Source organism: Mesorhizobium sp. WSM4828 (assembly GCF_055811175.1).
On record NZ_JBVVQK010000011.1, the window covers coordinates 130,946 to 155,986 of the forward strand.

The 25,041-nt window shown below is 62.7% G+C and carries 28 protein-coding genes and 1 tRNA gene; 17 read left to right on the forward strand and 12 right to left on the reverse strand.

Features of this window, described 5'->3' with window-relative positions; all coding sequences use genetic code 11:
- Positions 1-35 precede the first annotated feature (35 nt).
- A tRNA-Lys gene (locus AC0L2X_RS15175) sits at positions 36-111 on the forward strand.
- An 88-nt stretch (positions 112-199) separates the two neighbouring features.
- Here the strand turns inward: AC0L2X_RS15175 and AC0L2X_RS15180 are convergent.
- From AC0L2X_RS15180 to AC0L2X_RS15200, 5 genes are read right to left on the reverse strand one after another with little or no spacing between them, the layout of a single operon-like run.
- Positions 200-595: a hypothetical protein gene (locus AC0L2X_RS15180; RefSeq protein ID WP_352491558.1), complete on the reverse strand. Its 396-nt coding sequence runs from the start codon at positions 593-595 to the stop codon at positions 200-202.
- 45 nt (positions 596-640) lie between these two features.
- Positions 641-1,765, reverse strand: a complete 1,125-nt coding sequence (gene dprA, locus AC0L2X_RS15185) for a DNA-processing protein DprA (protein ID WP_473555734.1) — start codon at positions 1,763-1,765, stop codon at positions 641-643.
- Positions 1,762-2,349, reverse strand: a complete 588-nt coding sequence (gene plsY, locus AC0L2X_RS15190; RefSeq protein ID WP_352491556.1) for a glycerol-3-phosphate 1-O-acyltransferase PlsY — start codon at positions 2,347-2,349, stop codon at positions 1,762-1,764. Before plsY ends, dprA begins: the two co-directional genes overlap by 4 nt.
- A gap of 58 nt (positions 2,350-2,407) precedes the next feature.
- Positions 2,408-3,694, reverse strand: coding sequence for a dihydroorotase (locus tag AC0L2X_RS15195; RefSeq protein ID WP_473555732.1), 1,287 nt, complete (start codon positions 3,692-3,694; stop codon positions 2,408-2,410).
- The gene (locus AC0L2X_RS15200) at positions 3,694-4,656 is read right to left on the reverse strand and encodes an aspartate carbamoyltransferase catalytic subunit (RefSeq protein ID WP_473555730.1); all 963 of its coding nucleotides are present in this window, start codon (positions 4,654-4,656) and stop codon (positions 3,694-3,696) included. The genes AC0L2X_RS15195 and AC0L2X_RS15200 overlap by 1 nt, the downstream gene beginning before the upstream one ends.
- Before the next feature lie 155 nt (positions 4,657-4,811).
- On the opposite strand from AC0L2X_RS15200, the gene AC0L2X_RS15205 reads away from it, so the two are divergent.
- From AC0L2X_RS15205 to AC0L2X_RS15215, 3 genes are all read left to right on the forward strand, one after another.
- Positions 4,812-6,440, forward strand: a complete 1,629-nt coding sequence (locus AC0L2X_RS15205) for a DNA alkylation response protein (protein ID WP_473555729.1) — start codon at positions 4,812-4,814, stop codon at positions 6,438-6,440.
- 159 nt (positions 6,441-6,599) lie between these two features.
- A complete protein-coding gene (locus AC0L2X_RS15210; protein WP_473555727.1) occupies positions 6,600-7,154 on the forward strand; it encodes a hypothetical protein in 555 nt (184 codons plus the stop codon).
- The gene (locus AC0L2X_RS15215; RefSeq protein ID WP_473555724.1) at positions 7,154-7,465 is read left to right on the forward strand and encodes a DUF6105 family protein; all 312 of its coding nucleotides are present in this window, start codon (positions 7,154-7,156) and stop codon (positions 7,463-7,465) included. Before AC0L2X_RS15210 ends, AC0L2X_RS15215 begins: the two co-directional genes overlap by 1 nt.
- Here the strand turns inward: AC0L2X_RS15215 and ruvX are convergent.
- Positions 7,432-7,917 (reverse strand): Holliday junction resolvase RuvX, encoded by a 486-nt coding sequence (gene ruvX / locus AC0L2X_RS15220; protein WP_023674907.1) that lies wholly within the window; start codon positions 7,915-7,917, stop codon positions 7,432-7,434. The two genes, AC0L2X_RS15215 and ruvX, sit on opposite strands and share 34 nt — an antisense overlap.
- Positions 7,918-8,033: 116 nt before the next feature.
- Here ruvX and AC0L2X_RS15225 point away from each other — a divergent pair, with 116 nt between their 5' ends.
- The 6 genes from AC0L2X_RS15225 to AC0L2X_RS15250 all read left to right on the forward strand — a co-directional run bounded on the left by AC0L2X_RS15225 (position 8,034) and on the right by AC0L2X_RS15250 (position 12,400).
- On the forward strand, positions 8,034-8,741 hold the full coding sequence (locus AC0L2X_RS15225; protein WP_352666573.1) for a metal-dependent hydrolase: 708 nt from the start codon (positions 8,034-8,036) through the stop codon (positions 8,739-8,741).
- Positions 8,742-8,765: 24 nt separating this feature from the next.
- Positions 8,766-9,182, forward strand: a complete 417-nt coding sequence (locus AC0L2X_RS15230) for a hypothetical protein (RefSeq protein WP_352666575.1) — start codon at positions 8,766-8,768, stop codon at positions 9,180-9,182.
- A 76-nt stretch (positions 9,183-9,258) separates the two neighbouring features.
- Positions 9,259-9,546, forward strand: a complete 288-nt coding sequence (gene gatC / locus AC0L2X_RS15235) for an Asp-tRNA(Asn)/Glu-tRNA(Gln) amidotransferase subunit GatC (protein ID WP_023674910.1) — start codon at positions 9,259-9,261, stop codon at positions 9,544-9,546.
- Between the two features lie 7 nt (positions 9,547-9,553).
- Positions 9,554-10,012: a GNAT family N-acetyltransferase gene (locus tag AC0L2X_RS15240; protein WP_473555722.1), complete on the forward strand. Its 459-nt coding sequence runs from the start codon at positions 9,554-9,556 to the stop codon at positions 10,010-10,012.
- Complete coding sequence (locus AC0L2X_RS15245) at positions 10,012-11,577, forward strand: amidase (protein WP_352491547.1); 1,566 nt, start codon at positions 10,012-10,014, stop codon at positions 11,575-11,577. Before AC0L2X_RS15240 ends, AC0L2X_RS15245 begins: the two co-directional genes overlap by 1 nt.
- Positions 11,578-11,605: 28 nt before the next feature.
- The gene (locus tag AC0L2X_RS15250; protein WP_352491546.1) at positions 11,606-12,400 is read left to right on the forward strand and encodes a YdcF family protein; all 795 of its coding nucleotides are present in this window, start codon (positions 11,606-11,608) and stop codon (positions 12,398-12,400) included.
- On the opposite strand, the gene AC0L2X_RS15255 is transcribed toward AC0L2X_RS15250, so the two are convergent.
- On the reverse strand, positions 12,349-13,092 hold the full coding sequence (locus AC0L2X_RS15255) for a DUF599 domain-containing protein (protein ID WP_352491545.1): 744 nt from the start codon (positions 13,090-13,092) through the stop codon (positions 12,349-12,351). The two genes, AC0L2X_RS15250 and AC0L2X_RS15255, sit on opposite strands and share 52 nt — an antisense overlap.
- Positions 13,093-13,262: 170 nt before the next feature.
- On the opposite strand from AC0L2X_RS15255, the gene AC0L2X_RS15260 reads away from it, so the two are divergent.
- The 4 genes from AC0L2X_RS15260 to AC0L2X_RS15275 all read left to right on the forward strand — a co-directional run bounded on the left by AC0L2X_RS15260 (position 13,263) and on the right by AC0L2X_RS15275 (position 16,743).
- Complete coding sequence (locus tag AC0L2X_RS15260; RefSeq protein ID WP_473555719.1) at positions 13,263-14,666, forward strand: L-serine ammonia-lyase; 1,404 nt, start codon at positions 13,263-13,265, stop codon at positions 14,664-14,666.
- Positions 14,667-14,750: 84 nt separating this feature from the next.
- On the forward strand, positions 14,751-15,188 hold the full coding sequence (locus AC0L2X_RS15265; RefSeq protein WP_352491543.1) for a DUF1489 family protein: 438 nt from the start codon (positions 14,751-14,753) through the stop codon (positions 15,186-15,188).
- 125 nt (positions 15,189-15,313) lie between these two features.
- The gene (locus AC0L2X_RS15270; RefSeq protein ID WP_473555717.1) at positions 15,314-16,045 is read left to right on the forward strand and encodes a vWA domain-containing protein; all 732 of its coding nucleotides are present in this window, start codon (positions 15,314-15,316) and stop codon (positions 16,043-16,045) included.
- Positions 16,045-16,743 (forward strand): DnaJ domain-containing protein, encoded by a 699-nt coding sequence (locus AC0L2X_RS15275; RefSeq protein WP_352491541.1) that lies wholly within the window; start codon positions 16,045-16,047, stop codon positions 16,741-16,743. The genes AC0L2X_RS15270 and AC0L2X_RS15275 overlap by 1 nt, the downstream gene beginning before the upstream one ends.
- Positions 16,744-16,793: 50 nt before the next feature.
- Here AC0L2X_RS15275 and AC0L2X_RS15280 read toward each other — a convergent pair whose 3' ends face one another.
- Positions 16,794-18,182: a D-alanyl-D-alanine carboxypeptidase family protein gene (locus tag AC0L2X_RS15280; RefSeq protein WP_352491540.1), complete on the reverse strand. Its 1,389-nt coding sequence runs from the start codon at positions 18,180-18,182 to the stop codon at positions 16,794-16,796.
- A gap of 297 nt (positions 18,183-18,479) precedes the next feature.
- On the opposite strand from AC0L2X_RS15280, the gene AC0L2X_RS15285 reads away from it, so the two are divergent.
- The 3 genes from AC0L2X_RS15285 (at position 18,480) to clpA (ending at position 21,885) form a co-directional block, all read left to right on the forward strand.
- Entirely contained in the window at positions 18,480-18,809 is a 330-nt protein-coding gene (locus AC0L2X_RS15285) for a phasin family protein (protein WP_023717745.1), read from the forward strand.
- Positions 18,810-19,083: 274 nt separating this feature from the next.
- Complete coding sequence (gene clpS, locus AC0L2X_RS15290; RefSeq protein WP_023717744.1) at positions 19,084-19,410, forward strand: ATP-dependent Clp protease adapter ClpS; 327 nt, start codon at positions 19,084-19,086, stop codon at positions 19,408-19,410.
- Positions 19,411-19,416: 6 nt separating this feature from the next.
- On the forward strand, positions 19,417-21,885 hold the full coding sequence (clpA, locus tag AC0L2X_RS15295) for an ATP-dependent Clp protease ATP-binding subunit ClpA (protein WP_023674922.1): 2,469 nt from the start codon (positions 19,417-19,419) through the stop codon (positions 21,883-21,885).
- Between the two features lie 95 nt (positions 21,886-21,980).
- On the opposite strand, the gene AC0L2X_RS15300 is transcribed toward clpA, so the two are convergent.
- The 4 genes from AC0L2X_RS15300 to AC0L2X_RS15315 all read right to left on the reverse strand — a co-directional run bounded on the left by AC0L2X_RS15300 (position 21,981) and on the right by AC0L2X_RS15315 (position 24,993).
- Positions 21,981-22,412, reverse strand: coding sequence for an HIT family protein (locus AC0L2X_RS15300; RefSeq protein WP_352666592.1), 432 nt, complete (start codon positions 22,410-22,412; stop codon positions 21,981-21,983).
- Positions 22,413-22,530: 118 nt separating this feature from the next.
- Complete coding sequence (locus AC0L2X_RS15305) at positions 22,531-23,745, reverse strand: GNAT family N-acetyltransferase (protein ID WP_473555713.1); 1,215 nt, start codon at positions 23,743-23,745, stop codon at positions 22,531-22,533.
- A 40-nt stretch (positions 23,746-23,785) separates the two neighbouring features.
- Complete coding sequence (locus AC0L2X_RS15310) at positions 23,786-24,514, reverse strand: glycerophosphodiester phosphodiesterase (RefSeq protein ID WP_352666596.1); 729 nt, start codon at positions 24,512-24,514, stop codon at positions 23,786-23,788.
- 14 nt (positions 24,515-24,528) lie between these two features.
- Entirely contained in the window at positions 24,529-24,993 is a 465-nt protein-coding gene (locus AC0L2X_RS15315; RefSeq protein WP_473555710.1) for a RidA family protein, read from the reverse strand.
- Positions 24,994-25,041: the final 48 nt, after the last annotated feature.

The following is a 25,041-nucleotide window of genomic DNA, read 5'->3' on the forward strand; positions in this document are numbered from 1 at the left end:
GCGCAATTTCGAGGGCGGCCTTTCTGAGCCCGCGGGAGCGCGTAGCTCAGCCGGTAGAGCAACTGACTTTTAATCAGTAGGTCATGGGTTCGAATCCCATCGCGCTCACCAATCCAGATTTTGTACGGCCCGGAGACATAGGTAACAGTTTGTACCTAAGACATGGGTGACAACCTCGTGCCGAACGCATGCAGTGGCCTTAGCCGCCCGCCCCATCATCCATCATCGTGCCAGTGAGTGCCTCATAGGCTCTGCTGCATAGCTGTGAATGCGGACAATCCTTCACGATAAGCACTGGCAACACGGTGAGAACCGCTGCGGCAAGGATTTGCAGGCAAAGACCGACGGCGCTTACCTTCCTGTCGAACACGCCGGCCAGGAAGAAGTAGAGACCCTGGGCCATGCAGGCTGCCGTCAGAATGCCCAGAAGTGTGCTGGTCGCTCTTGCGAAGGGCGTTATGTAGCCGTCGGGAAAACCCAGCATGCCGAGATCCATCGACCATTGCAGCGCCAGCATGACGCTCAGCGCTGACCAGACAAGGGTCGTCGTACGAGCGAACAGCGTCTGCTTTGGTTTGTTGCTCGGATCGGCCATCGGGATCACAGCGGAATTGCTTGCCGGGACATGCAAAAGCTCTCGTCAAATCAGCGAGACGTTGCCGCCGGCATGGCGTTCGAGCCGGCCGGCTAGGTCGAGCTCCAGCAGCACCATGAACACTTGGGCGGGATGCAGGCCGGTGTGGCGGATGATCTCGTCCACTGCTACTGGCGTCGGGCCGAGCGCCTCAACGACGCGGTCGCGGTCGTCCTCGCGCGGCGGCGGTGTTGCCGAAAAGTCGGGCGGCTCTTCAAGCGGCAATGTCCTTGGCGCCCAGTCGCCGACCAGCGGCGCGATCGCACTGGTGACATCGGCGGCCTCGGTCACAAGGGTGGCGCCATCCTTGAGCAGGCCATTGGTGCCGGCGGCGCGCGGATCGAGCGGCGAACCGGGAACGGCGAAGACCAGGCGGCCCATCTCGCCCGCCAGCCGGGCGCTGATCAGCGAGCCGGAGCGCTGTGCGGCCTCGACCACCACCAATCCCAATGCAGCGCCGGCGACGAGCCGGTTGCGGCGCGGAAAATCCTGTGCGCGCGGCTGCCAGCCAAACGGCATTTCGGAGATGATGGCGCCACCGCGCTCGGCGATCTCGTCGCACAGGCCGGCATTTTCGGGCGGGTAGGGCAAATCGAGGCCGCCGGCGAGCACGCCGATCGTGCCGGTCGAAAGGCTGCCCTGGTGCGCGGCCGTATCGATGCCGCGCGCCAAACCGGAGACGATGCCATAGCCGTCACGGCCAAGGTCCGCCGCCAGCATCCGCGCCATCTTGATGCCGGCCAGCGATGCGTTGCGAGCGCCGACGATGGCGACCGCTGGCAAGCGGAACACCGCGCTATTGCCCTTGACCGCAAGCAGCGGCGGCGGATGATCCATGCTTTTCATCAGCGGCGGATAATCCGCCTCGCCGATGCCGACGAAACGGGCGCCGGCCCGCCGGGCCGTCTCCAGCTCGGCCTCGGCCTCCGCAATGGACGGGATGCGGACGATTTTTTTGGCGCCACCCGAAATCATCAGCTCGGGCAGCATCGATAACGCTGCTTCGGCCGAACCGAACCGGTTGATCAGGTCGCGAAAGGAAGCCGGGCCGACATTCGGCGTGCGGATTAGACGAAGCCAGCTCAGCCGCTGCCGGTCGCTGAGGCGCGGCCCGGCGTCGGGCTCGCTCACTCCTTGGCCCCGATCTTACCCTCGGTGCCGGCAAGCAGCCGAGCAATGTTGGCGCGGTGCTTTACGATGACGATGAGGCTCATCGCCGCGAAAAGCCCGGCAATCTGCTGCGTGCTCAGGAAATACAGGGCTACGGGCACGACCACCGCTGCGGTCAGTGCCGCAAGCGAGGAGAAACGGAACAGGAAGGCCACCGCCAGCCAGACGACGGCGAAGATCAGCGCCACCTGCCAGGCAAGGCCGATCAGCACGCCAAGGTAAGTGGCGACACCCTTGCCGCCCTTGAAGCCGAGCCAGATCGGAAAAAGATGACCTAAAAACGCGCCGAAGCCGGCCCAAAGTCCGAGCTCGGGCGCAAATCGGCCGGCGATCAGCACCGCCGCGGTGCCCTTCAGCGCATCGAGCAGAAGTGTGGCCGCGGCCAAGCTCTTGTTGCCGGTGCGCAGCACGTTGGTGGCGCCGATGTTGCCGGAGCCGATGTTGCGCACGTCGCCGAGGCCGGCGGCACGGGTGATCAGCAGGCCAAACGGGATCGAGCCGAGAAGATAGCCGAACACCAATGCCAAGACGGGACTGTAAGCCATTGTTCCCCCGAACTTTCCTTGGCTGAGCGGATTTTAAGGCGTGACGCCTGTTTTCGTCCTACGCCGAAAACACTGTGCGGCCCGCCACTATCGTTTGCAAGACCTTGCCTTGCAGTCGCGCGCCTTCGAAACAGGTGTTTTTCGAGCGTGAGCGGATGCCGCTCTCGCTGACGACCCATGGTTCGTCCAGATCGACGAGCGCAAGGTCGGCCAATGCCCCCGGTTTCAGCGTGCCGCCGGGCAGGCCGAACAATCTTGCCGGCGCGGTCGACAGTGTCTCGACCAGCCGGAGCAGCGTCACGTCGCCATTGTGATAGAGCCGCAGCGCTGCGCCCAATAATGTTTCCAGCCCGATGGCGCCTGCCGCGGCATCGGCGAAGGGCAGGCGCTTGGTGTCGACGTCCTGCGGGTCGTGCGAGGAGACGATGAGGTCGATGGTGCCGTCCTTGATCGCCTCGATCATCGCCAGCCGGTCTTCCTCGGCGCGCAGCGGCGGCGTCAGCCGGAAGAAGGTGCGGTACTCGCCGACATCGTTCTCGTTGAGCGACAGATTGTGGATCGACACGCCTGAGGTGACGTTGGCGCCATCGGCCTTTGCGCGCGCTACCGCGTTTGCCGCCATAGCCGTCGAAATCTTGGCAGCGTGATAGGCGCCGCCGGTCAGGCGAGCCAACGCGAGATCGCGCTCCAGGGGGATCGATTCGGCTTCGCGCGGAATGCCGGCAAGGCCAAGCCAGCTTGCGTAAAGGCCTTCGTTCATCACACCGGCCGAAGCGAGGTCGGCGTCTTGGGTTTCATGCGCGATGACGCCACCGAAATCGCGCGCATAGGTCAGCGCGCGGCGCATCACCAGCGCGCTGGCGATAGAATGCCGGCCGTCGGTGAAGGCGACCGCGCCGGCCTCGCGCAGCAGGCCGAATTCGGTCATCTCGCGGCCTTCCAGCCCCTTGGTGATCGCTGCTGCCGGAAAGATGTTGACGATTGCGGTGTCCTTGGCGGTGCGCAGCACGAACTCGACCAATGCGACGTTGTCGATCACCGGGTCGGTATCGGGCATCATGACGACTGAGGTGACACCGCCGGCCGCCGCAGCGATGCTCGCCGAAGCGATGGTTTCGCGGTGTTCGCCGCCCGGTTCGCCGATGAAGACACGCGCATCGATCAGGCCGGGGAGGATGGTCTTGCCGGCGCAGTCGATGATCGTGGCGCCTTCGGGCGCGCCCTGGTTCAAGGCCGCCTTGCCGGCCGCAACGATTCTGCGGCCTTCGACGATGACGGTGCCGACCTCATCGATGCCGCGCGACGGGTCGACGATGCGGGCTCGGCTGAAGACCGTTATGCCCATCAGCCGCGGCCCTCGTGGTTTCGACGGGGGTCGAGCAGCGCTTCCATCACCGCCATACGCACGGCGACGCCCATCTCAACCTGTTCCTGGATGACGCTTTGCGGGCCGTCGGCGATCGCCGAGGCGATCTCGACGCCGCGGTTCATCGGGCCGGGATGCATGACCAGCGCACCGTCCTTGGCCGCCTTCAGCTTCTCGGCGTCGAGGCCGAAATAGCGGAAATATTCGCGCACCGACGGTACGAAAGCGCCTTCCATGCGTTCGCGCTGCAGGCGCAGCATCATCACCACGTCGGCGTCCTTCAGACCCTCGGCCATCGAGCGGGTAACGATGACGCCCATCTTCTCGATGCCGGCGGGCAAAAGTGTCGAAGGGGCTACGACCCGGACCTGGGCACCAAGCGCGTTGAGCAGGATGATGTTGGAGCGGGCCACGCGCGAATGCAGGATGTCGCCGCAGATCGCCACGATCAGCTTCGACAGCGGACCCTTGGCGCGGCGGATGGTCAGTGCGTCGAGCAGCGCCTGGGTAGGGTGCTCATGGGCGCCGTCGCCGGCGTTGACCACCGAGCAGCCGACCTTTTGGGCAAGAAGTGCTGCCGCGCCGGCCGATTGATGGCGGATGATCAATATGTCGGGACGCATGGCGTTCAGCGTCATCGCCGTATCGATCAGCGTCTCGCCCTTTTTCACCGAAGAGCTCGCTACGGACATGTTCATGACGTCGGCGCCGAGCCGTTTGCCGGCCAGCTCGAATGACGATTGCGTACGGGTCGAGGCTTCGTAGAAGAGATTGATCTGGGTGCGGCCGCGCAGCGTCGATGTCTTCTTGTCAGACTGCCGCGAGATGGCAACGGCCCGGTCCGCCCGGTCGAGCAGTAGCTCGATATCGGCGGGGGAAAGATCGCGGATGCCCAGAAGATGGCGGTGGGGATAAAGTGGCAGGGACGATGCGTCGGTCATCTCAAGTCGCTGCTATAGGGGGGAGGCCTCGCGGCTGCAAGCACCGGCTTGGGATTGGATTGGTTCTCCCCGGTATTTTCGTCGCGCGCCGCTGGCCATAGGCTATAAACCGCCTTGGCTTTGGATTCGCAGCCTTCAGGTGATAAGGACGAAGCGTGACTGACGACGTGACCAACCAGCCGCCGCCGCTGGCCGGCGGCAACGCCTGGCGGGGCGATCCGTTGCTGATCCAGCTTGCCGAGCGCTTTTCCGATCCGGTCCGCAAGGACCTCGACGGGCTTGGTCGTTTCGTTCTGACCCATGAGGCGCAGGAACTGGCCCGTCTTGCCAATGTCGAGACGCCGAAGCTCAGGACCCATGACCGCCAGGGCCGGCGCATCGACCAGGTCGAGTTCCATCCCGCCTATCACGCGCTCATGCGCCGCTCTGTTGCCAACGGGCTGCATTCATCGGTCTGGGAGAATGGCGACGCCGAGATCGGCCGCCGCCACCAGGTGCGCGCTGCACGCTTTTACCTCACGGCTGAGCTCGAGACCGGACATCTCTGCCCGATCACGATGACCAGCGCTTCGCTGGCAGCGCTGATGGCCAGCCCGAAGCTGTTTCGCGAATGGGCGCCTCGGGTGACGACGCGCAAATACGATCAAAGCCAAAAGCCTCCGGTCGAAAAAGCCGGGCTGACACTCGGCATGGGCATGACCGAGAAGCAAGGCGGCACCGATGTCCGTGCCAACGTCACCAGGGCCGAGCGCGCCGGCAGCGGGTTTTATCGCCTGACCGGCCACAAATGGTTCATGTCGGCGCCGATGTCGGATGCTTTCCTGGTGCTCGGACAGGTGCCGGAGGGACTGTCATGCTTTCTCGTGCCCCGCTTGCTCGGCGACGGATCCGGCAACGGCTTCCGTTTTCAACGGCTGAAGGACAAGCTCGGCAATCGATCCAACGCCTCGTCGGAGGTGGAATTCGTCAATGCCATCGGCGAGATGGTCGGCGAGCCCGGCGCCGGCGTGAAGACGATCATGGACATGGTAACCCTGACGCGGCTCGACTGTGCCATCGCCTCGTCGGCGATCATGCGGGCCGGACTGGCCGAGGCCGTCCACCACACGCGCCACCGCAAGGTGTTTGGAACCAATCTGATCGAGCAGCCGCTGATGCAGCGTGTGCTGGCCGATATGGCGCTCGACGTTGCCGCCGCTACCGCGCTGTCGTTCCGGCTGGCGCGCTCCTTCGACGAGGCGGCCGGCGACCGCGGCGAGGCGGCCTTCGCCCGCGCCATGACGCCGGTGGTCAAATACTGGGTCTGCAAGATTGCGCCGCCGCTGCTCTATGAAGCGATGGAGTGCCTCGGCGGCAATGGCTATGTCGAGGAGGGACCGCTCGCCCGCTACTATCGCGAAGCTCCGGTCAACGCGATCTGGGAAGGTTCAGGCAATGTCATGGCGCTCGACGTGTTGCGCGTGCTCGGCCGCGCGCCAGGCCTGTTCGACGACGTGTTGGCCGGCATCGACCGCGATCTCGGCGCCGGCGGACGCGGCACCGTCGGCGTGCTCAAGGCGGCAATGCAGGTCGCAGCAACCGACGAGGGCTCGGCGCGGCTCTTGACCGAGCAATTGGCATTGTCGGCGGCGGCGGCAGAGCTTCGCAGGCTGGGGGCAGGGCGGATCGCCGACGCCTTCGTCGAAACGCGCCTCGCCGGCCAGTGGCGCAATACCTATGGCATGATCGATTCGCGCCATGATGCGCGCATGATCATCGATACGCTCTACCCGCCGATCAACTAAGGGCCGTCGCCCTATTCGCTGCCGCTCTCGCGACCCTGTGGATGGCCGTTAACCTTAACGAATGGTTTCCATTGCGGCGGCCGGTGGCAAAGCCCACTGTTATGGTTAAGGCAAGGATTGTTCAGCTTGAGCGGCTTTGCCCTGCGAAGCAGGAGCGTCATGCGGCATATTCTGAGCTCTTTTCTGGCATTGCATTGGGCGGCCGTTTTCGCCCTGCTGGCGTTCATCTGCATCGACGGGAATCGAGGCGTGGCGACTGCCCTTGGCGTGCTGGGCGTTCCCGTCCAGAACACTCGATTTGCCGATCTCGAAAACGCCGTCGTCGTGGCGCCGCTCGCCGTGGCACTGCTTGTCGTCGCGGTGCTGTTCTGCTGGGCCTTTGTTGAAGCACTGACCAGCGACACGACCAACTCGGATCCGGCCGACAGCGTCGTGCGGATCGCCTTCATCTCCGCCTTGGGCGTGCTGTCGCTGATAGTCATCGGCGGCGCCGCGCAAGGCATCAATGGGCTGTTCATGGTTGTCGCGGTGCAATTGGCGGCACTTCTGGCGTCCTATGTCGCGATGCTCGCCGAGCGGCGGTCGGCCGTTGCCGCGGCAGTTCCCGGAACCGGCGAAATCCGAGCGGCCGCGCATGTCATGGCCAAGGCAGCGGCGCATAATTCCTCGCTTGCCCGCATTTCCGGCCGGCTGGATTCGAGGGATGACCGCTGATGCGCACCTTGTTCGCGCTGTGGGCGGCTCCGCTCCTCTTGTTTTGGGGCTGGTTCTTTCTGTCGCTCAACGACATCAATTTCGGCTATGTCATGCTGAGCCGCCAATTGCACGATCTCGTCTTCCAACTCTATGGACAGATGTTGGGCGTCGATCCGGCGCTTATTCCGGGCATGGTGGCGCAAGCTTGCGTATTCGACGGGCTGCTGCTGATGGCGTTCTGGGCATTTCGCCGCCGCAAGGCAATTGGCGGCTGGATCACGGCGATGCGCAACCGCTATTTCGACCAGGCATCGACGCCGAGCGCCTGAAGGCGGTCGAGAACGCCCTGCAGGATAAATGCGGCTGCCGCCGAATCGATCTTGCCGGCGCGTTTCTTGCGGGAAAAATCCATCTCGATCAGCGTCCGCTCGGCCGCCACCGTCGACAGCCTTTCGTCCCAAAAGAGGAAGGGCAGATCGGTCAATCCAGCCATGTTGCGGACGAAAGCGCGGGATTTTTGGGCGCGCGGGCCTTCCGAGCCGTCCATGTTGATGGGGAGGCCGATCACCACGGCGCCGGCATTTTCCTTCTGTAGCAGAGCGAGCAGCACTGCGGCATCGAGCGAGAATTTTCTGCGCATGATGACAGGGCGCGGGTGCGCGAAGGACAAGCCGCGGTCGGAAACCGCGACGCCGATCGTCTTGTCGCCGAGGTCGAGACCGGCCAGGGTCTTGCCGCCGCCGAGCCGGGCCGGCAACTCTTCGATGGTGATGATGCCCAACGGCTTTTCCTTTGACCGCGACACCGCACGTCCTATACGCGCAAAGCGTGCGTGGCACTTTAATTTCGCCGTCGGCGTTCTATCCTCTACCGAAGCAAAAATCGAGGAAAGCATTGATGAAACTGACCTGGTACGGACATTCGGCATTCCGAATTGAAATCGAAGGCGCGAAAATCCTCATTGACCCCTATCTGGTCGGCAATCCGTCATGGACAGGCGGCTGGGAAGGGCCGGCCGAAGGGGTCACGCACGTGTTGCTCACCCATGGCCACAGCGACCACATCAGCGGCGCCATCGAAGTGCTCAAGAAGACCGGCGCGATGCTGGTCGCCAATTTCGAGATTTGCATGTACCTGGTCGGCAAGGGCGTCGGTGACAAGCAGATCAATCCCGGCAATATCGGCGGTACGGTCGATTGCGGCGGCTTCACCACCACCTTCGTTCAGGCCCTGCACTCATCGTCCTTTTCGGGCGAGGGCGGCCAGAATACCTATCTCGGCAATCCGGGTGGGCTCGTCCTGCACTTCCCCGAGGACCAGACGCTTTATCATATGGGCGACACCGACATTTTTTCCGACATGGCGCTGATCAACGAATTGCATGAACCGAAGATCGGCATCGTGCCGATCGGCGACCGCTTCACCATGGGTGGGGCGGTAGCAGCCCTTGCCTGCCAGCGTTTCTTCAAGTTCGAGACCGTCGTTCCCGCCCACTTCGGCACGTTTCCGATGATCGACCAGACCGCCGACAAATTCGTGGCCGGGCTGGACGGATCGGGCGTGAAAGTGGCGTTGCCGAAGATCGGCGAGACGATTACGCTGTAAAGAAAGCTGATCCGGAACGATACGATGCGCTTGAGAAATTCTCTTTGCATTTCCATGCTGGTTGCCGCGTCGCCGGCGCTGGCGGCGGAGGATTTCATCGAGGGCATCTATCTGCAATCGGAGGACCTCTGCGCGCAGGCCAAAAAGGATACGCTGCAGACGGTGATCGAGGGCGGCAATATCGTGCTGTCGGCAAATGGCCTGGAAAGCATCGAATATAATTGTGAATTCCTGCAAATCACCAAAGCGACACGTTCACCAAGCTGGGCGGTGACCGCCATATGCCAGGAGCCGGGCTACGTCTTTCCGGATGTGCTCTCACTGACACAGATGAGCCCGAAGCAGATCGACCTGGTATCGGTTCGGCCTGCCACCGACGAAGGCGAGCAGAGCGGCAACGGCGGCAGTTATTTCCTCTGCGATGGCGTCGCGATGCCATAGGGCAGTTGTCGGCACGATGCATGTTGCGCGGCACGCGCTGCGCCGCTATAGCGCTGGTTTTCCCCGAGGCACGAACATGTCCGTTGATATTAAAACCGTGAAGCGCGTCGCGCATCTTGCCCGTATTGCGGTGAGCGAGGAGGATGCAGAGCGCATGACCGGCGAATTGAACGCCATTTTGGGCTTTGTCGAGCAGTTGAACGAGGTCGATGTTTCCGGCGTCGAGCCGATGACCTCGGTCACGCCGATGGCAATGAAAAAGCGCCAGGACGTCGTTACCGACGGCGGCAAGGCAGCCGACATCGTCGCCAACGCGCCGGCGACCGAAGAGAATTTCTTCCTTGTGCCGAAGGTCGTGGAGTAGCTGGCCGATGGCAATCGAGATCGCCGCGGAGACGCCGCTGCAGGACGATGTGCGCGGGCTGGTCGAGGAGCTCAATGCCACATTGCTGGAGCTGACGCCGCCGGAGCATTGCTACCATTTGACAGTCGAGCAGATGGCGGACCGCGACACGACCGTCTTCATCGCCCGCGACAACGGCCTTGCCATCGGTTGCGGCGCACTGAAGCGCCACGATGCCGTCGTAGGCGAGGTCAAGCGCATGTATACGCGACCTTCGCATCGCGGCTGCAAGATCGGCGCGAAGATTGTCGAGCGTATCGAGGCGCTGGCGCGCCAAGAAGGGCTTAAGCGTCTGGTGCTGGAGACGGGCGACCGTCATCCCGCCGCCTGGACCGTCTACGAACGCGCCGGTTTTTCGCGCTGCGGCCCGGTACTGGATTATCCCGATTCCGAGTGGTCGGTGTTTTACGAAAAGAGCCTTGCCTGATGAGCGACCTGACCCAGCTGACGATTTCGCAGGCCCGCGCCAAATTGCGTTCCAGGGAGATCACCGCCACCGAAATCACCGAAGCATATCTATCGGCGATCGAGCGAGCCAATCCGGCGCTCAATGCCTACGTCGTGGTTACCGACGACAAGGCGCGCGACATGGCCAAGGCCTCCGACGCGAAACTGGCCAAGGGCGAGGGCGGGTCGCTCGAGGGTATCCCGCTCGGCATCAAGGATTTGTTCGGCACCGAAGGTGTCCACACCCAAGCCTGCAGCCATGTGCTGGATGGCTTCAAGCCGCGCTATGAATCGACTATCACCGCCAACCTGTGGGCGGATGGCGCCGTCATGCTCGGCAAGCTCAACATGGACGAGTTTGCCATGGGCTCGTCCAACGAGACCTCGTATTACGGGCCCGTCATCAACCCGTGGCGGCGTTCGCGCCTCGACACGGTGGTGATGCCGACGACGCATCAGGGCGAGGGCGGCTTCGTTTCGGCGGGCGGCACCAGGACCGCGCGCACGTTGGACAATGCCCAACTGGTGCCGGGCGGTTCGTCCGGTGGCTCTGCATCAGCGGTCTCGGCCTTCCTGTGCGCAGGCGCCACCGCCACCGACACCGGCGGCTCGATCCGCCAGCCCGCCGCCTTCACCGGCACGGTCGGCATCAAGCCGACCTATGGCCGCTGTTCGCGCTGGGGCATCGTTGCCTTCGCCTCGTCGCTCGACCAGGCCGGGCCGATCGCGCGCGACGTACGCGACGCCGCGATCCTGTTGAAGTCGATGGCTTCGGTCGACCCGAAGGATACGACGTCCGTCGACCTGCGAGTGCCGGACTACGAGGCGGCGATCGGCCGCCCGATCAAAGGCATGAAGGTCGGCATTCCAAAGGAATATCGTGTCGACGACATGCCCGCGGAGATCGAGGCGCTGTGGCAGAAAGGCATTGCCTGGCTGAGGGATGCCGGTGCCGAGATCGTCGATATCTCGCTGCCGCACACGAAATACGCGCTGCCGGCCTATTACATCGTGGCGCCGGCCGAAGCCTCGTCCAACCTCGCCCGTTACGACGGCGTCCGCTATGGCTTGCGCGTGCCCGGCAAGGACATTGTCGACATGTATGAAAAGACCCGCGCTGCCGGCTTCGGGCGCGAGGTCAAGCGCCGCATCATGATCGGCACCTATGTGCTTTCCGCCGGGTACTACGATGCCTACTATCTGCAGGCGCAGAAGGTTCGAACCCTGATCAAGCGTGATTTCGAAAATGTGTTTGCCGCAGGCGTCGACGTCATCCTGACGCCGGCAACTCCGTCCGCCGCCTTCGGCATCGCCGACGAGGACATGGCCGCCGACCCGGTCAAGATGTATCTCAACGACATCTTTACGGTGACGGTGAACATGGCCGGCCTGCCCGGCATAGCGGTTCCGGCCGGGCTCGACGCCAAGGGGCTGCCGCTCGGCCTGCAGCTGATCGGCCGGCCCTTCGACGAGGGAACGCTGTTCCAGACCGCCCATGTCATCGAACAGGCGGCCGGCACATTTCAGCCGGAAAAATGGTGGTAGGATCGTTTCTCATCGGAGGGGGTGAGGGATGTTCTTCTATGTCTCCAAGGTTCTCGGGTTCTTCGTCGAGCCGTTGAATCTCGCGATCTTTCTGCTGCTGGCGGGGCTGGTCGCGGCGATGTTCGGGCGGCGACGGTTGGCGACCGCCGGCAGCACTCTTGCGTTCCTCATCCTTGTTGTTTCGACATGGAGCCCGCTCGGACCCATGATGCTCAATCCGCTGGAGGAGCGCTTCCCCAGGCCGCCGCTGCCGGAAAAGGTTGACGGTATCATCGTGCTTGGCGGCAGTCTGGATGGCGCCGTCAATCTGGTGCGTGGCGGCTATGAAATGAACGCCAGCGGCGACCGGATGGTCGAGGCTGCCGTGCTGGCGCGGCGGTTTCCGACAGCGAAAGTCGTTATCTCCGGTGGCAGCATCGAAACGTTCCGCGGCGGCGAAGGCGATGCAGATACCGCGCCGCGTCTTTTTGCCGCTTTCGGGGTGGCGGCCGATCGGCTGATCCTCGAGAACAAATCCCGCAACACCTACGAGAATGCTGTCTTCACCAGGGAACTGGTGACGCCGAAACCGGGCGAGACCTGGTTGCTGGTGACCTCGGCCTTCCATATGCCACGCGCCAAGGCGCTGTTCGACAAAGCCGGCTTTTCGACCGTTCCGTGGCCGGTCGACTATCGCACCTCCGGCAGGGAAAGCATCGGCACCTTGCCCTATCCCGGCGACTGGCTGGAGGTCACCACTGTTGCGATCCGCGAATGGATTGGGCTCACCGCCTATTGGCTGTCGGGCCGCATCGATCGGCCTTTTCCCGGACCGGGCGGCTGACCGAGCACCGCCTGCCGCGCCGCCGAAAAAAACTGGCGGCGCACCAGTACCGCCAGAAGCAGCAGCGTCGAAAGCACGAAGACAGTGGGATCGACGAACCAACCGAGATAGCCGATCGAGAAGAACACGCCGCGCAGGCCGGAATTGAAATGCTTTCCGGCCAGCATGTTCATCCGCGCGGCACGCCACACCGCCGTTTCGGTGACCGAATTGCGCGACGCCTCGCCATGTGGGATCGGCACGGCGCCGATCAGGATCGAGCAATAGTTGAACAGCCGGTAAGCCCAGCCAAACTTGAAGAAGGAAAAGGCCAGGATCAGCACCAGCCCGAACACCTTCGTCTGGAAGGCCGCGCGTGAGGACGTGGCGCCAAACGGCAGGTCGCTCAGCACGGTCAGAACCTGATCGGAGGCGCCGAGCAGGGCAAAACAGCCGCCGATCGCAATCAGCGAACTGGAGGCAAAGAAGGCGGTCCCCTGTTGCAGGCCGCTCATGATAGCGGTGTCGACGATGCGGATCTCGCGTTCGGCCATGGTCCGCATCCAGGTCTCGCGCTGCGCGTTCATCGCCCTCGTCAGCGACATGCGGCTGACCAGCATTCCGTCGGCGGCGAGCGTATGCAGTACCCACGCGGCAAGGAAGAACCCCAGCGCCGCAAGGTCGGCCGTCGATAGATGAAAGGAATCGCTCATGCATTGCTTTTACCACAGGCGGCGGTAACGCTTCGATGGCCGAAGCTGGAATGTCGCTGCCGGAGCAAACAAGGTCGGCAGGCGCAGCGCCGCGGTCCTTAAAACAGCGGAAAACATCATGGGAATTCCTATATGTAGACCTCAACAGGGTCCCAGGAGAAAACGCCCACGTGTTCCTTTCGGTTTTCGACTTGTTCAAGATCGGCATCGGCCCATCGAGTTCGCACACGATGGGGCCGATGACGGCTGCGCGGCGGTTTCTCGACGAGATTGCGGGAGACGACTGGCCGCGCCCGGCCGGCGCCAAGGTCGACCGGATCGCGGCCAGCCTGCATGGCTCGCTCGCCTATACCGGCATCGGCCATGGCTCCGATCGTGCCGTGGTGCTCGGCCTCGCCGGCCAGACGCCGCAGACGGTGGATCCCGACCAGGCGGACGGCATCGTCGCTCGCATCGCCGCCGAGAAGCGGATTTCGCCGCCCGGCCATCCGTCCTATCGTTTCGACCCGGCAACGGATCTTGTGCTGGATCGCAAGACGCCGCTGCCGGGTCACGCCAACGGCATGGCCTTCTCGGCCTATGATGCCGGCGATCGGTTGCTGCTGAGGCGCGTCTATTATTCGATCGGCGGCGGCTTCGTAGTGTCCGAGGAGGAACTGCAGCGGATGAAAGCAAGGGGCTCGGCGACAACCGAAGGCAAGAAGGTTCCGTATCCGTTCAAGAATGCCGTCGAAATGCTATCGATGGCAGCAAAAAGCGGGCTTTCCATTGCCGAGATGAAGCGCGTCAACGAGGAGAAGCAGATGTCGCGCGAGGAGCTCGACGCCGGCCTCGACGGCATCTGGAGCGCCATGAAGGGCTGCATCGAGCGTGGCCTGTCGCAAGACGGCATCATGCCGGGCGGACTGAAGGTGCGCCGCCGCGCCCGGATGCTGCACGACAAGCTGCAGGAGCAATGGCAGCAGAATCGGCCCAACCCGCTGCTCGCCAATGACTGGCTGTCGATCTATGCGATGGCGGTCAATGAGGAGAACGCCGCCGGCGGCCGTGTGGTCACCGCGCCAACCAATGGGGCGGCCGGCACTCTGCCCGCAGTGCTGCGCTACTGGTTGCATTTCCATCCCGAAGCCGACCAGCCCAGCATTCGCGATTTCCTGCTGACGGCGGCGGCCGTCGGCGGCATCATCAAAACCAATGCTTCGATCTCGGGGGCGGAAGTCGGCTGCCAGGGCGAGGTCGGTTCGGCTTCGGCAATGGCTGCGGCGGGATTGTGCGCCGTCATGGGCGGCACGCCCGAGCAGGTCGAGAACGCTGCCGAGATCGCGTTGGAACATCATCTCGGCATGACCTGCGATCCGGTCGGCGGCCTGGTGCAGGTACCGTGTATCGAGCGCAACGCGCTTGGTGCCGTCAAGGCGGTGACCGCCGCTTCGCTGGCGATCAAGGGCGACGGCGTTCATTTCGTGCCGCTCGATGCCGCGATCGAGACGATGCGCCAGACCGGGCTCGACATGAACGAAAAGTACAAGGAAACCAGCCTTGGCGGATTGGCCGTCAATGTCGTGGAGTGCTGAGCGCCAATCTGGGGCCCGGACCACCACTGTGGAGAAGTCGATCAGGCCGTTGACGCGTTCGCGTGCTGGACTAAACCTTAAACGATGTCTCTCAATCTCATAAAGCTTTGCGTCGGCTGTGACAGCGTCGAGGATCTGGAAGAGTGGATTGCCTTCCGTCTCGACGAGCGGCGCCGCGCCGGCGAACCGGCCGAGCACTACCACACCACCCGCATGGTGCCGACACGCGGCGCCGAGATTACCGACGGCGGCTCGCTCTACTGGGTGATCAAGGGCAATGTCCAATGCCGCCAGCTGATCACCGAAATCCGGCCCTTCACCGATGACGAGGGCATCGGCCGTTGCCATCTGATCCTCGATCCCGAGGTCGTGCGCACTGACTGGCAACCGCGCCGTGCATTCCAGGGGTGGCGCTACCTGAAGCAGGCGGACGCGCCGGCCGATCTCGGCAAGGGCAAAGCCGGGCTGATCGAGATGCCGCCGAAGCTCAGGCGTGAGCTTGCCGATCTCGGCCTGCTCTGACGCCAAGAAACGCAACGCCAAGACCACCAGCCGAAGCGCTTGTCCGCAGTTGCCATCATCACCGGTCCTCCAGGTCGCCTCATCTGGGCTTGCAAGCCGGGGAACAACGCCACATCTTGAATGTCATGAGCGACAAGAAGCAGCCCGTGCCTGCAAAGGCCAATCCTGCGCCGGTCGAGTCTCAATCGAGCACCGGCGAGATCGACGCGTTTCTCCGTCAGGCAAGGACGCTCGCTGCATCCGCCACCGGTTCAGGCAGGCTGATCCTGTCGCTTGACGCGACGATGAGCCGCCAGCCGACCTGGGATCTCGCCTGTGCGCTGCAGGCCGAGATGTTCGACGCCGTCGGCAAGGCCGGGGCGCTCAAGGTTCAACTTGTCTATTTTCGCGGCCTTGGCGAGTGCCGCTCCTCCGCATTCGTTACCGATACCGAAGCTCTGAAACAGTTGATGACGCGCATCGACTGCCGCAGCGGCCATACCCAGATCGGCAAGGTGCTCGCCCATGCGCTGAAACAGACGGCGGCGGCCAAGGTCAACGCGCTGGTCTATATCGGCGACGCGATGGAAGAAAGCATAGATGATCTGGCCGAAAAGGCCGGCAGCCTCGGTCTGCACGGCGTTCCTGTCTTCGTCTTTCAGGAGGGTCATGATGCCGCTGCGGAAAAGGCGTTCAAGGAAATTGCGCGGCTGTCGAAAGGGGCCTGGTTCCGGTTCGATCGACGGGCTGCCGCAACCTTGGCCGGCCTGCTTTCGTCCGTCGCCGTGTTTGCGACCGGCGGGCTGAAAGCACTGGAGGCCCGGGGCAGGCCGGAGGACCGGCTGATGATCGAGCATATGCGGGGCGGCGGAAACTGATGGGCGCAATTATCGCTTTTGTAGCATTGCTTCTAGTGCTTCTCGGCACGCTCACCATCTTCCTGCGCGCCGATCCGGCGAAGCTTGCAGGCGGCATGAGAACGCTTGGACCTGTGCTGCTCGGGCTGGTCGGCGTCGCCGTGCTGCTGGTCGGGCGCGAGGGCATCGGCGGCTTGATCCTGTCGGCTGCGCTCGCCTGGTACGGCTCCATGCGCATGAATCGGCCGGCAGCCAAACTGGCACCAGGCAAGCGTTCGACAGTTCGTACCGCGGCGCTTGAGATGGAACTCGATCACGATACCGGCGGCCTCGAAGGCCTTGTGCTGGCCGGGCGCCATGAAGGCAAGATGCTTGGCTCGATGGGGCTTGCCGAATTGCAGCAACTGTATCGCGAACTCTCCGGCGATCCGGAGAGCCGCCAATTGCTAGAGACGTATCTTGACGGCAGATTTCCCATCTGGCGCAAAGACGCTGATGCGAATGGTGGCGAAGGGCTGGGTGTTGCGCCAGGTTCTGGCGCCATGACTAAGGAGGAGGCCTACAAGATCCTTGGTCTTGAAGCGGGGGCTGCCGCGGCGGATGTCCGCAAGGCGCACCGCCGCCTGATGCAGCGCCTGCACCCCGATATCGGTGGCACGTCTTTCCTGGCGGCGCGGATCAATGAAGCCAAGGACGTCTTGCTCTCCAATCACAACTAGTCTCCTTCGACGCAGAACTTTCGGGAAAGATATCGTTTTTCGCGCGCCGCTTACTGCTGGACGGCGTAGCACTCGATCTTCTTCTTTTTCAAAGCGTTGCAGGCCTTCCAGGCAGCGGTCTTCGAACCGAAACCACCGAACCGGGCGCGGTAGTAGGTGACGCCGTCCTTGTCGAAGGCGACGGTGAAACCGGAGGCATCGGCCAGAACGGAGGGCGCCTGCTTCGTCGCCTTGTCGAGGAAAGCCTTCGCTTCGGCCTGTTTTGGCGAAGAGGCGACCTGTATTGCCCAGCCGGATGGCACCGATGCCGTGCTGACCGGATCGACCTCTGGCGCCGGTTCGGCATAGGCTGCGGCGACCCGGGCTGTCGCCACATCGTCCACTGTCGCCACGGCCGTCGTCTTGACCCTCTTGGCCTGAACGACCGGAGTGGTTTCTTCAACGACGGGCGCATTTTCCTCGACAAGGGAGGCAACGGCATCGTCGTCCGGCTTACTGTCCGGTGTCGGAGCGTCATGCTTCGGTAAAAGCACCTTGGCCAAGGCTGAAATCGGATTGCCGCCGCTAGCCTTGGCAATCAGCACGCCGCCGCCGCGCGACGACGCCTTCGGCATGTAGGCATTGATCAACCCGGCCATCTGGCTGTCGCGGCTGCCGCCGGACCTGCCGCCCATGACCACCGCTACGATGCGCCGATCGCCATCCGAGACCGAGGAGACCAGATTGTAACCGGAGGCGCGGGTGTAACCGGTCTTGATGCCGTCGACGCCCTTGATGCGTCCGAGCAGCCGGTTGTGGCCGTTGATACGCTGCCGCCCATAAAGAAAGGAGCGCTGCGAGAAATAGCCGTAATATTGCGGAAAATGCTCTCTCAGGGCGATGCCGAGCATCGCCATGTCGCGCGCGGTCGTGAACTGGCCGGGATCAGGCAAGCCGTTGGCGTTGCGGAAAACGGTTCCCCTCATGCCCAGCGCCCGCGCCTTGGCGGTCATCATGCGGGCGAAATTGGCTTCGTTGCCGCCGAGCATCTCGCCAAGCGCCGTTGCGGAATCGTTTGCCGATTTGGTCACCATCGACAGGATCGCGGTCTCGACCGTGACCGAGCCGCCCCGCTTGACGCCGAGCTTCGTGGGCGGTTCGGCTGCGGCATTGGCCGAGAACACGACCGGGGAATTCTTGCTGATCCTGCCCTTCGCCAACGCCTCGAACGTCAGATAGAGCGTCATCATCTTAGTAAGCGAAGCCGGATAGCGCCGGCCATCGGCATCCGACGAATAAAGCACCTTGCCGGTCTTGGCATCGATGACAATGGCCGCCGACTTGGCCGCCATGGATGAGGCCGCGTCCGCGATGACGAAGCTCATCGCCAAAGCGAGGACCATGATCGTTTTGAGGGGGGACGCGGATTTGGAAACGAAGCCCGACAACGCCTTACGCACTGATAGTTCCTTTGAATTTCCGTTGCCTGGAGGCGGCAAAGGTCCTGCCTCACCTCCGGCCACGCTAACGCGGGCAGCGTTACCAATCCGTTTATGGTAACCGCCGCGTTCACCATTTTCTGCGGGATTGAGCTTCTCTTTATTCGAATCTTAGCGATTGCCGGCAGCTCACGATGCGCATTGCCGCGGGAATCTTGACTTTTTGTGCACTGCACAATATATTTATACGCATTGCACAACGCGACCCGGACAAGGCGCGTCTATCGTCCAAGGCAACCGTTCAAGGGAATGCGTGAAATGACCCAGACCTATGAAGATTTCAGCAAATACGGCAAGGAATTTGCCGACACCGGATTGAAGAGCTTTGCATCGCTGTCCAAGGGTGCGCAGGCCATCGCCACCGAGGCGGGCGAGTACACCAAGAAAAGTTTCGAGGCCGGCAGCGCCGTTGTCGAGAAGCTCTTCTCCGCCAAGTCGCTGGATAAGGCGATCGAAATCCAGTCCGACTACGCCAAGCAGTCCTATGAGAGCTTCGTTACCGAGGCCACCAAGCTTGGCGATCTCTATGCCGAACTCGCCAAGGAAGCCTACAAGCCGTTCGAATCGATCGTCGCCAAGGCGAAGTAAATTCGACGAACGTTCCGAGCCGGCCCCTGGGCTTGCAAAGACAGACCCGGTCGCGAACGCGCGGCCGGGTTTTTTCATGCCAGCTCGAAATCGGGGGCCTGCGGTCTTCACGATTTGGAAAATCGGTCAAGTTTGGCCACCTAGCCATATTGTCAGCTAAACAGAAGGGCTTAAAATCGTCCATCGAACACCTACATGTCGAGGATGCATGAGGATTCGAAAAAGGCAGGACTACGTGACTACAGGTTTGACTGCCACGAGCTACGTGGTGCGAATGCAGAACGGCAGCAACGGCAATGAGGCCGGTCGCGGCACGGCCGTCATCACGCGCACAAAAACCAAGACCAAGAAGCCCAGTCTGTATCGGGTCCTCATTCTTAACGACGACTACACACCCATGGAATTCGTGGTCCACGTGCTGGAGCGCTTTTTCCAGAAGGACCGCGAAGCCGCCACACGCATAATGCTTCATGTTCACAATCATGGGGTGGGCGAGTGCGGGGTCTATACATTCGAGGTGGCCGAGACCAAAGTGTCTCAGGTCATGGATTTCGCCCGACAGAATCAGCATCCGCTGCAATGCGTGATGGAGAAGAAGTGAGGTAACATGCCGGCTTTCTCCCAAGGCCTGGAAAAGGCGCTTCACCAAGCGCTGACGCTCGCCAATGAGCGACACCATGAATATGCAACCCTTGAACATTTGCTGCTCGCCCTGATCGACGATACCGAGGCGGCCGCCGTCATGCGTGCCTGCAACGTCGATCTCGACGAATTGAAGCATACGGTCCTCACCTATATCGACACCGAGCTCGACAATCTGGTCACCGGCTACGATGAAGATTCCAAGCCGACTGCCGGTTTCCAGCGCGTCATCCAGCGCGCGGTGATCCATGTGCAGTCGTCAGGCCGCGAGGAAGTGTCCGGCGCCAACGTGCTTGTCGCCATCTTCGCTGAGCGTGAGAGCCACGCCGCTTACTTCCTGCAGGAACAGCAGATGACCCGCTACGACGCGGTCAACTACATCTCGCATGGCATCGCCAAGCGCCCCGGCGCTTCCGAGACGCGGACCCCGCGCGGCGCCGACGACGAGCAAGGCAGCCAGAGCGGGGCCGAGCCGCAAGAGGAAGGCGGCAAGAAGAAGCAGCAGCAGGACGCGCTGACTGCCTATTGCGTCAACCTGAACAACAAGGCCAAGGCCGGCAAGATCGATCCATTGATCGGTCGCGAGAGCGAGATCAACCGGACCATCCAGGTGCTGTGCCGCCGCTCCAAGAACAACCCGCTCTATGTCGGTGATCCCGGCGTCGGCAAGACGGCGATCGCCGAGGGCCTCGCCAAGCGCATCGTCGAGGGCGACGTTCCCGAAGTGCTGCACAATGCCACCATCTTCGCGCTCGACATGGGCACGCTGCTGGCCGGCACCCGCTATCGCGGCGATTTCGAGGAGCGGCTGAAGCAGGTCGTCAAGGAGCTCGAGGACTATCCCGGCGCCGTGCTGTTCATCGATGAAATCCACACCGTGATCGGGGCTGGGGCGACCTCCGGCGGCGCCATGGATGCATCGAACCTGTTGAAACCCGCACTGTCGTCAGGCGCCATCCGCTGCATCGGCTCGACCACCTACAAGGAGTTCCGTCAGTTCTTCGAGAAGGACCGCGCGCTGGTGCGGCGCTTCCAGAAGATCGACGTCAACGAGCCGACCGTCGAGGACGCCATCGAGATCATGAAGGGCCTCAAGCCCTATTTCGAGGAGTTCCACAAAGTCCGCTACACGAGCGAGGCGATCAAGGCTTCGGTCGAACTCTCGGCGCGTTACATCAACGACCGCAAGCTGCCGGACAAGGCGATCGACGTGATCGACGAGACCGGCGCCTCGCAGATGCTGGTGCCGGAAGCCAAGCGCAAGAAGACCATCGGCATCAAGGAGATCGAAGCGACGATCGCCACCATGGCGCGCATCCCGCCAAAGACGGTTTCCGCCGACGACGAGAAGGTGCTGCAAGGCCTCGACATCGAGTTGAAGCGCGTCGTTTACGGCCAGGACACCGCGATCACAGCGCTGACCTCGGCCATCAAGCTGGCGCGGGCCGGCCTGCGCGAACCGGAAAAGCCGATCGGCTCGTACCTGTTCTCGGGCCCGACTGGCGTCGGCAAGACGGAAGTGGCCAAGCAGCTCGCCGCCTCGCTCGGCGTGGAACTGATCCGCTTCGACATGTCGGAATATATGGAACGCCACACCGTTTCGCGGCTGATCGGCGCGCCTCCCGGCTATGTCGGCTTCGACCAGGGCGGGCTTCTGACCGATGGCGTCGACCAGCATCCGCATTGCGTGCTGTTGCTGGACGAAGTCGAGAAGGCGCATCCGGACCTGTTCAACATCCTGTTGCAGGTCATGGACCACGGCAAGCTGACCGACCATAACGGCAAGCAGATCGACTTCCGCAATGTCATCCTGATCATGACCACCAATGCGGGCGCGTCCGATGCGCAGCGCGCGGCCATCGGGTTCGGTTCGACCAAGCGCGAAGGCGACGATGTCGAGGCGATCAACCGGCTGTTCACGCCGGAGTTCCGCAACCGCCTCGATGCGATTATTCCGTTCGGCTCGCTGCCGGTGCCGGTCATCCATCAGGTGGTGCAGAAGTTCGTCATGCAGCTGGAAGCGCAGCTTTCCGAGCGTGGCGTGACCTTCGACTTGTCGCAGGATGCAATCGCATGGCTGGCCGACAAAGGCTACGACGAGCGCATGGGCGCCAGGCCGCTTGGCCGTGTCATCCAGGAGCACATCAAGAAGCCGCTGGCCGACGAGGTCCTGTTCGGCAAGCTCAAGAAGGGCGGCACGGTGCGTGTCACCGTCGAGAAGAAGGAAACCGGCGAGACCGGCCTGAAGCTCGAATCGCTCGCCGACGAGGCGCCGGTGAAGCCGAAGAAGGAAGAGCCGGACGACGTGCCGAAGGCCAAGAAGGCCGTGGCGAAGAAGCCCGCCGCGAAAAAGGCGGTGGCGCAGAAGCCGGAGCCGAAAGGCAAGGATGGCGGCAAGCGCAGCCTTGTGCCGCAACTGCCGCGCAAGAACTGACGAACCAGCCAGTAAAAAAAGCCCCGGAAACGGGGCTTTTTTTATGACACCTTCCGGTTATGCACCCGGCGCCCGCCGGAGCGGTTTGCGCCGGTTCAGCTTGCCAGCGCCATCCGTATCTTGCCGGCGTTCTCGGCCAGGACTTCAGGCTTTTCCATCTGTCCGCTGTGCGGCTTCAAGGGAATGCCCTCGAAGCGCGGAATGACATGGACATGGAGGTGGAAAACGGTCTGCCCCGAGGCTGGTTCATTGAACTGCATAACCGTGACGCCATCGGCATCGAAGGCCTTCTTTACGGCCCGCGCAACTTTCTGGACGTGAGCGAAGAGCGGGCCAAGCACCGCCGGATCCGCGTCGAGCAGGTTGCGTGACGGGGCTTTCGGCACCACTAGCGTGTGACCCTGTCCTTGCGGCATCACATCCATGAAGACCATGACCGCGTCATCCTCGTAGACGCGGTGCGAAGGGATTTCTCCGCGCAGGATTTTTGCGAAGATGTTGCTGCTGTCGTAGGTTGCTTCGGCCATGGCGCGCTCCGGTTCTTGGCTCGCTGTCTCGTGTAGCGAAGCTGTTCCGGGCGGGCAAGACGATCGATCGACATCGGCCGTGCCGGCCCGCTCGGCTGAGCGATTGGGGCTCGCTACTCTAGTCCGCCATGTCCTTGCGGAACGGCGTGTGCTCTTCCAGATATTCGCTCATCCGCTCGACTTCGCGCCGCTCGCGCTGGAGGTAGTCGGCCACTGCATTGCGCAGGCCTGGATGGGCGATGTAGTGCGCCGAATGCATCGTCACGGGCCGGTAGCCGCGCGCCAGCTTGTGCTCGCCCTGCGCACCGGCTTCAACCACCTTCAGCTTGCGCGAGATGGCGAAATCGATTGCCTGATGGTAGCAGACCTCGAAATGCAGGAATGGGTGGTCTTCGATGCAGCCCCAATTGCGGCCGTAGAGCGCGTCTGAACCGACGAAGTTGATGGCACCTGCAATGTAGCGCCCGTTGCGTTTGGCCATGACCAGCAGGATGTCGTCGGCCATGCGCTCGCCGATCAGCGAGAAGAAATCGCGGTTGAGGTAGGGCCGGCCCCATTTCCTGCTGCCGGTATCCATGTAGAACGCGAAAAAGTCGTCCCAGGCCTTTTCGGTCAGATCCTTGCCGGTCAGCCAGTCGATCGAGATGCCGTCGGCAAGCGCCTCGCGCCGCTCTTTCTTCATTGCCTTGCGCTTGCGCGAGGCTAACGTCGCGAGAAAATCGTCGTAGCTCGAAAAGCCTTCGTTGAAGAAGTGAAACTGTTGGTCGGTGCGATGCAGGAAGCCGGCCGCCGCCAATATCTGGACGTCGTCCTCCGGCGCGAAGGTGACATGTGCGGAAGACACGCCGAGCTTATCCGTCACCGCCTTCAGGCCAGCCGCAAGACCGGCCTTGACGGTGGGGCTGTCCTCGCCCTTGGCGACCAGCAGGCGAGGGCCAGTGACGGGCGTGAACGGCACCGCACATTGCAGCTTCGGATAGTAGCGCCCGCCGGCGCGTTCGAACGCGTCCGACCAGCCATGGTCGAATACATATTCGCCCTGGCTGTGCGACTTCAGATAGCAGGGAACCGCACCGAGCAGCTTGCCTCGCGCGGTTTCCAGCCTGAGGTGATGGCCTTGCCAGCCGGTGCGCCGAACAGCGCAGCCCGAATCTTCCAGAGCGCTCAAAAAAGCGAATGAAACAAGCGGATTGTAGCCGTTTTCTGCATCGCCGCGTGTGGTGCCGCCGAGGCTGTCCCATTCAGCGCTGGTAAAGGCGCCAATGCCAGCGGCGATGCGGATCGACAGCTCCGCATTCGCCGTTTGTCTTTCGCAGTCGTCCCCTTGATCCATGAGGCTTACTTAAGCTCGCTGCGGACCCATACAAGCCCGCTCAGGCAAGCCGTACCAGATCGGGCTCGAATCCTTCGAACGTCATCTGGTCGGCATATTTGAAGGTCAGATCGACGGCAGGCTGGTCGTGCACGGTCCAGGTGATCACCGGCATGCCGAGTCTTTCTCGCACGAAGGAGACGAACCGGTTCGGCAGGTCGCCGGCGGCGTAGGAGGTAAAGGCGATGTCATGCGCCAGCATGGCGAAATGCGCCTCGATCAGGTGGTTGTCGTTGCCGTAGGCGGTCAACCCGCCGGGTATGCCGGGTGCATGTTTCGCGAACTCGCGGATCAGCCAATGGTCGAACGACATGATCGCGGTCCTGCCCTTGTAATGTTTGAGCATCTTGCCGACGCTTTCGACCAGGCCTTCGTCGTGCCCGGCAGCGCCTTTCAGCTCGATAACCATCGGCACACGGCCGTCGACCAGATCAAGTGCCTGCTGCAGCGTCGGCAAATGGTCAGCGGTGCCGCCGACCGTCAGCGCCGTGATCTCGGCAGCGGTACGCTGCCAGACGAAGCCGTCCTTGCCGGTCAGCCGCCGCAGATCGCCATCGTGGATAATGACGGGGACGCCGTCGGATGACAGGTGCACGTCGCACTCGATCGCATAGCCGCGCTCGGCCGCCGCGGCAAAGGCGGAAAGCGTGTTCTCCCAGCGCGTCTTGTTCATGTCGTGGAGGCCGCGATGGGCGACGGGCCGGGCGGTCAGCCAGGAAAGATCAGTCATGGTCGCAGTCCCGGTCATTCGACTTCGAAGATCGCTTCGATTTCCACTGCGGCATTAAGCGGCAGGGAGGCGGTGCCGACGGCGGAGCGGGCGTGCTTGCCGCGCTCGCCGAGCACAGCGACGAGAAAATCCGAGGCGCCGTTGGCAACCAGATGCTGTTCGACAAAATCCGGTGCCGAGGCGACGAAGACGGTGATCTTCACCAAGCGGCAGATTTTCTCGAGATCGCCAAGTGCCGCCCGGGCCTGCGCCAATATGTTGATCGCACAGTATTTTGCGGCTTCCTTGCCGGTCGCGGTGTCGACATCGCGGCCAAGCAGTCCGCTGGCCTGGAGCTTGCCTTCCTTGAGCGGCAACTGCCCGGCGGTGAACAGCAGATTGCCGGTCCGGCAATAGGGCACGTAATTGGCGGCGGGCGCGGCGGCGGCCGGCAGCGTCACGCCGAGATCGCTTAGCCGCTTTTCGATTGTTTCGCTCATGCTATTTCCCTATTGCTTGAAGGTGCCGCGCAGGCCGGGCCGAAATTG

Excerpts from the sequence above, each read along its gene's own strand:
- AC0L2X_RS15200 (WP_473555730.1), bottom strand. The coding sequence starts at position 4,656 with ATGACCGACGCATCGTCCCTGCCACTTTATCCCCACCGCCATCTTCTG.
- AC0L2X_RS15305 (WP_473555713.1), bottom strand. The coding sequence starts at position 23,745 with ATGGATCAAGGGGACGACTGCGAAAGACAAACGGCGAATGCGGAGCTG.
- AC0L2X_RS15300 (WP_352666592.1), bottom strand. The coding sequence starts at position 22,412 with ATGGCCGAAGCAACCTACGACAGCAGCAACATCTTCGCAAAAATCCTG.
- AC0L2X_RS15315 (WP_473555710.1), bottom strand. The coding sequence starts at position 24,993 with ATGAGCGAAACAATCGAAAAGCGGCTAAGCGATCTCGGCGTGACGCTG.
- AC0L2X_RS15250 (WP_352491546.1), top strand. The coding sequence starts at position 11,606 with ATGTTCTTCTATGTCTCCAAGGTTCTCGGGTTCTTCGTCGAGCCGTTG.
- AC0L2X_RS15240 (WP_473555722.1), top strand. The coding sequence starts at position 9,554 with ATGGCAATCGAGATCGCCGCGGAGACGCCGCTGCAGGACGATGTGCGC.
- AC0L2X_RS15210 (WP_473555727.1), top strand. The coding sequence starts at position 6,600 with ATGCGGCATATTCTGAGCTCTTTTCTGGCATTGCATTGGGCGGCCGTT.
- AC0L2X_RS15270 (WP_473555717.1), top strand. The coding sequence starts at position 15,314 with ATGAGCGACAAGAAGCAGCCCGTGCCTGCAAAGGCCAATCCTGCGCCG.
- AC0L2X_RS15225 (WP_352666573.1), top strand. The coding sequence starts at position 8,034 with ATGAAACTGACCTGGTACGGACATTCGGCATTCCGAATTGAAATCGAA.
- AC0L2X_RS15195 (WP_473555732.1), bottom strand. The coding sequence starts at position 3,694 with ATGGGCATAACGGTCTTCAGCCGAGCCCGCATCGTCGACCCGTCGCGC.
- AC0L2X_RS15245 (WP_352491547.1), top strand. The coding sequence starts at position 10,012 with ATGAGCGACCTGACCCAGCTGACGATTTCGCAGGCCCGCGCCAAATTG.
- AC0L2X_RS15255 (WP_352491545.1), bottom strand. The coding sequence starts at position 13,092 with ATGAGCGATTCCTTTCATCTATCGACGGCCGACCTTGCGGCGCTGGGG.
- AC0L2X_RS15310 (WP_352666596.1), bottom strand. The coding sequence starts at position 24,514 with ATGACTGATCTTTCCTGGCTGACCGCCCGGCCCGTCGCCCATCGCGGC.
- AC0L2X_RS15230 (WP_352666575.1), top strand. The coding sequence starts at position 8,766 with ATGCGCTTGAGAAATTCTCTTTGCATTTCCATGCTGGTTGCCGCGTCG.
- AC0L2X_RS15275 (WP_352491541.1), top strand. The coding sequence starts at position 16,045 with ATGGGCGCAATTATCGCTTTTGTAGCATTGCTTCTAGTGCTTCTCGGC.
- clpS (WP_023717744.1), top strand. The coding sequence starts at position 19,084 with ATGCAGAACGGCAGCAACGGCAATGAGGCCGGTCGCGGCACGGCCGTC.
- AC0L2X_RS15265 (WP_352491543.1), top strand. The coding sequence starts at position 14,751 with ATGTCTCTCAATCTCATAAAGCTTTGCGTCGGCTGTGACAGCGTCGAG.
- plsY (WP_352491556.1), bottom strand. The coding sequence starts at position 2,349 with ATGGCTTACAGTCCCGTCTTGGCATTGGTGTTCGGCTATCTTCTCGGC.
- AC0L2X_RS15285 (WP_023717745.1), top strand. The coding sequence starts at position 18,480 with ATGACCCAGACCTATGAAGATTTCAGCAAATACGGCAAGGAATTTGCC.
- AC0L2X_RS15215 (WP_473555724.1), top strand. The coding sequence starts at position 7,154 with ATGCGCACCTTGTTCGCGCTGTGGGCGGCTCCGCTCCTCTTGTTTTGG.
- gatC (WP_023674910.1), top strand. The coding sequence starts at position 9,259 with ATGTCCGTTGATATTAAAACCGTGAAGCGCGTCGCGCATCTTGCCCGT.
- clpA (WP_023674922.1), top strand. The coding sequence starts at position 19,417 with ATGCCGGCTTTCTCCCAAGGCCTGGAAAAGGCGCTTCACCAAGCGCTG.
- AC0L2X_RS15180 (WP_352491558.1), bottom strand. The coding sequence starts at position 595 with ATGGCCGATCCGAGCAACAAACCAAAGCAGACGCTGTTCGCTCGTACG.